Origin of the sequence: Thermomonas sp., assembly GCF_020850895.1 — a bacterium.
Classification (GTDB): domain Bacteria; phylum Pseudomonadota; class Gammaproteobacteria; order Xanthomonadales; family Xanthomonadaceae; genus Thermomonas.
Window position 1 is genome coordinate 1 of sequence record NZ_JADZDS010000142.1, and the last position, 4,193, is coordinate 4,193.

The 4,193-nt window shown below is 65.4% G+C and carries 3 protein-coding genes and 1 pseudogene; 3 read left to right on the forward strand and 1 reads right to left on the reverse strand.

Annotated features, from left to right (window positions below; genetic code table 11):
* Positions 1 to 409 (reverse strand): TMEM165/GDT1 family protein (locus IT472_RS12005; RefSeq protein ID WP_297181847.1); only part of this gene is annotated, 409 nt, incomplete at its 3' end.
* A 377-nt stretch (positions 410 to 786) separates the two neighbouring features.
* On the opposite strand from IT472_RS12005, the pseudogene IT472_RS12010 reads away from it, so the two are divergent.
* The 3 genes and pseudogenes from IT472_RS12010 to IT472_RS12020 all read left to right on the forward strand — a co-directional run.
* Positions 787 to 897: pseudogene (locus IT472_RS12010) on the forward strand (hemin uptake protein HemP); the annotation flags it as partial.
* An 82-nt stretch (positions 898 to 979) separates the two neighbouring features.
* Positions 980 to 3,235 carry a TonB-dependent hemoglobin/transferrin/lactoferrin family receptor gene (locus IT472_RS12015; RefSeq protein ID WP_297181848.1) on the forward strand — a complete coding sequence of 752 codons (2,256 nt, stop codon included), beginning with the start codon at positions 980 to 982 and terminating at the stop codon, positions 3,233 to 3,235.
* A gap of 153 nt (positions 3,236 to 3,388) precedes the next feature.
* Positions 3,389 to 4,193: SPFH domain-containing protein (locus tag IT472_RS12020; protein WP_297181849.1), on the forward strand; the 805-nt coding region annotated here is incomplete at its 3' end.

A 4,193-nucleotide genomic window follows, 5' to 3' on the forward strand; every position in this document is an offset into this window, starting at 1 on the left:
CGACGACTTGCCACAGGGGTGAATAGTTCGCCGCCAGCAGGATCGTCGCCACTTGCGTCTTGTCGCCGATCTCGGCGATGAAGAACGCGATGACGGTGGCGATGAAGGCGCCGTGCGCCGGCAATGCCTCGTCCTCGTCCAGCGTGTCCGGCTTCAGCGTCCACAACGCGATGCCGATGAAGCTGGCGGCGACGCTCCAGCGCAGAACTTGTGGGGTCAGCCAATGCGCGACCAGGGCGCCCAGCCAACCGGCGAGCGCGTGGTTGAGCAGGGTGGACGCGAGAATGCCGGCCACGATGGGCCAGGGCTTGCGAAATCGGGCGGCCAGCAACAGGGCCAGCAATTGGGTCTTGTCGCCGATCTCGGCCAGCGCCACGGTGCCGGCAGAAACGAGCAGGAGATTGACCATGGAGGCTCCGGGCCGGGCGCATTCGCGAAGGACGCGAAGGCAAACGCCGCGTCGCCCGGTCGGGTGCGCGTCGCCTGCCTTCGGTCTTGCCCGCGTTGCGTTGAACGGATGTTCGAAAGCACCGCTGCGCGCCACGGCCTGCCGGCCAAGTGTGTTGACGCGCGGGCCCCGGCATCGCGCCGGGGCGGGCTACTCCCCGGAGGAAGAGAGCGCGTATTGAAGCACGCGGCGCCGAGTTGACTAGATAATGAGAATCATTACCATATCGACGATGGCTTCGTCCCGAGCTTTGCATGATCGCAGCCCAACCGTTTGCGCCGGTGTCCGATCCACCGGCCAAGTCCGTTCCGACCCCGTCCGGTCCGCCGCTCCGGTGTCTGGAAAGCGGCCAGTTGCTGCGCGGCCAGTGCGAAGTGCTGATCCGCCACGGCGATGAGATCTACCGCCTGCGTCACACCCGCAACGGCAAATTGATCCTCACCAAATGACCCAGCCGGCGCCTGCGCGCCGGTCCCCACGCCAGCCAGCGCCCGCGCGAGCCAGCAGACAACCTCCTTCAATGGATGTCCCATGCGCTCGCACCCGCTGGCCTTTGCCCTGCTCGCCGTACTCGCCGCATCGTCCCAAGCCCGTGCCCAGGCCGGGCCCACCGCCGCCGAAACAGAGGCAGGAGTTGACGGCGATGTCAAAGTGTTCGAGCGCGTGGTCGTCACCGCCACCCGCAGCGAACGCGCGCTGATCGATGTCCCCAACACGGTGGACGAGATCGACCGCAAGCGCATGGATGAGCTGTTGGTCGACAACCTGAAAGACCTGTTCCGCTACGAACCCGGCATCAGCGTCGGCAGCAGCTTCGGCCGCTTCGGCATCGGCGACATCCGCATCCGCGGGCTGGGCGGCAATCGCGTGCGCATCCAGACCGACGGCATCGCGGTGCCCGATGCGTTCAGCATCGGCAGCTTCTCCAATGCCAACCGCAATTTCGTCGATCTCGACACGCTCAAGCGGGTGGAAGTCGTGCGCGGCCCGACCAGTTCGATGTACGGCTCCGATGCCCTCGGCGGCACCGTCTCCTTCGTCACCAAGGATCCGGCGGACTACCTGCAAGCGGGCAAGACGTCCTACTTCGGTCTCAAGCTCGGCTACGACGGCGAATGGAACGGATTCTCGACCGGGCTGACGGCGGCCTTCGGCGGCCAGCGTTGGTCGGGCCTGCTGGCGGTGAGCCATCGGCAGGGGCATGAGACGCGCAATCAGGGCGAGGTCGATGGCGTCGGCGCTGCCCGCACCCGGCCCAATCCGCAGGATCGCAGCGGTCGCAGCGTGCTTGGCAAATGGGTGTACGCGCCCAGCGCCAGCCAGCGTTTCACCCTGACGCTGGAAGGCAGCGACGACAGCGCCGATACCGACATGCTGACCTCGATGGGCGTGCAGCCGATGACCGGCGCCACCAATACCCATGTCGGTGCCATCGACCAGCAGCGCCGCACGCGGGTCTCGCTGGAACACCGGATCGACTTGGAGAGTGCATTTGCCGACAGCATCGACTGGCAGGCCTACATCCAGCGCAGCAGCACCACCCAATACACGATCGAGGCGCGCACCCTGCCGCCGCCCACCCTGCAGGATGTGCGCGAACGCTGGTTCCATTTCGACCAGCGCGTGCGCGGCCTGCAGCTGAACTTCCGCAAGACCGTGGACGCCGGCAGCGTCCAGCATGACCTGGCCTGGGGCCTGGAGATCGCGCGCACCGACACCGGGCAGCGCCGCGATGGCCTGCGCAGCTTCCCGCTGACCGGCGCCAGCACCCCGAACATGCCGCCGGATCACTACCCGGTGCGCGATTTCCCGCTCAGCACCACCACCATTACGGCGGCCTACCTTCAGGACGAGATCAGCCTGCTGGGCGGCGCGCTGCGGCTGGTGCCGGCGCTGCGGGTGGATCGCTACCAGCTGACGCCGCACATGGATGCGATCTTCGCCGGCGACAATCCCGGCGTGGTGCTCAGTGGCCTCGGCAAGACCAGCGTCTCGCCCAAGCTCGGCATGGTCTGGCACTTCAACGAGGACTGGTCGCTGTTCGGAGGCTACGCGCGTGGCTTCCGCTCAGCGCCGTATGCCGACGTCAACATCGGTTTCACCAATGTGATGTTCGGCTACACCGCAATCTCCAACCCCAACCTCAAACCGGAAACCAGCAACGGCTTCGAACTGGGCCTGCGCTATTCCGGCCAGAATGCCTACGCCAGCCTGAGCGCCTACGACAACCGCTATCGCGATTTCATCGAATCGTTTGTGTTCGTCGGCTTCAACCAGCAGGGCCTGATGGTCTATCAATCGCAGAACGTGGCCGATGCGCGCATCCACGGTGTCGAATTGAAGGCGGGGCTGGAACTGGCTGCCTTGTCGCCGGTGCTGGCGGGCTGGTCGCTGCGCGGTGCGGCGGCGTGGTCGCGCGGGGAAGACCACACGGCGGGCGAGCCTTTGGAGTCGGTCGATCCGTTCACCGCCACGCTGGGGCTGGCGTATGACGCGGACGACTGGGGCGTGGAGTTGGCCGGGCGCTTGGCCGGCCGTCGCGATCGGATGCCGACGCCACCGGCGGGCACCTCCTATTTCGTGTCACCGGGCCATGGCGTGTTCGACCTGTACGCGCACTGGAAGCTCGGTGCGCACCTGAAGCTCAACGCCAGCCTGCGCAATCTTACTGATCGCCATTATTGGGCGGCCGGTGACGTGCCACTGGCCGGTTCCACCAGCGCGGTACTGGATCGCTATACCGCGCCCGGTCGCAGCCTCGCGGTTTCGTTGCAGGTGGAGTGGTAGTGCAGCAGGAGGGCTCGCGGCCCGCGTCGCCGGCCTGCAGCTGCGGCAGCGTGATCCGGCGGGGCGCTGCGTTGCCCCGGCCGTTCCTGCGCGCAGGCGACGTTTACCGGGAAAAATCGGGCTTATACTCGCCCCGTCAACCGGAGAGCATCGATGGCTGTTTTTCTTGCAATGATCCTGCTGCTGGCAGGCGTGATCCTGCTGTTCAAGACCGTGCGGATGGTGCCGCAGGGCTACGAATGGACGGTCGAACGCTTCGGCAAGTACACCCACACCATGGGCCCGGGCCTGCACTTCCTGATGCCGATCATGTACGGCGTCGGTCGCAAGATCAACATGATGGAACAGGTGATGGACGTACCCAGCCAGGACGTCATCACCAAGGACAACGCCGTGGTCAAGGTTGACGGCGTGGTCTATTTCCAGGTGCTCGATGCCGCCAAGGCCGCGTATGAAGTCGCCCAGCTGGAAGTGGCCATCCTCAACCTGGTGATGACCAATATCCGCACCGCGATCGGCTCGATGGATCTCGACGAATCGCTGTCCAAGCGCGACGAAATCAATACCAAGGTGCTGCACGCGGTCGACGAGGCCACCCATCCCTGGGGCATCAAGGTCAACCGCATCGAGCTCAAGGACATCCAGCCGCCGCGCGACTTGGTCGATTCGATGGCGCGACAGATGAAGGCCGAGCGCGAAAAGCGTGCCAACATCCTCGAAGCCGAAGGCCTGCGGCAGTCGCAGATCCTGCGCGCGGAAGGCGAAAAGCAATCGGCGATCCTGTCGGCTGAAGGCAACAAGGAGGCCGCGTTCCGTTCGGCTGAAGCACGCGAGCGCCTGGCCGAGGCCGAAGCCAAGGCCACCCAGATGGTGTCGGACGCGATTTCCGGCGGCAACGTGCAGGCGATCAACTACTTCATCGCGCAAAAGTACATCGAAGCGTTCAAGTCATTGGCCG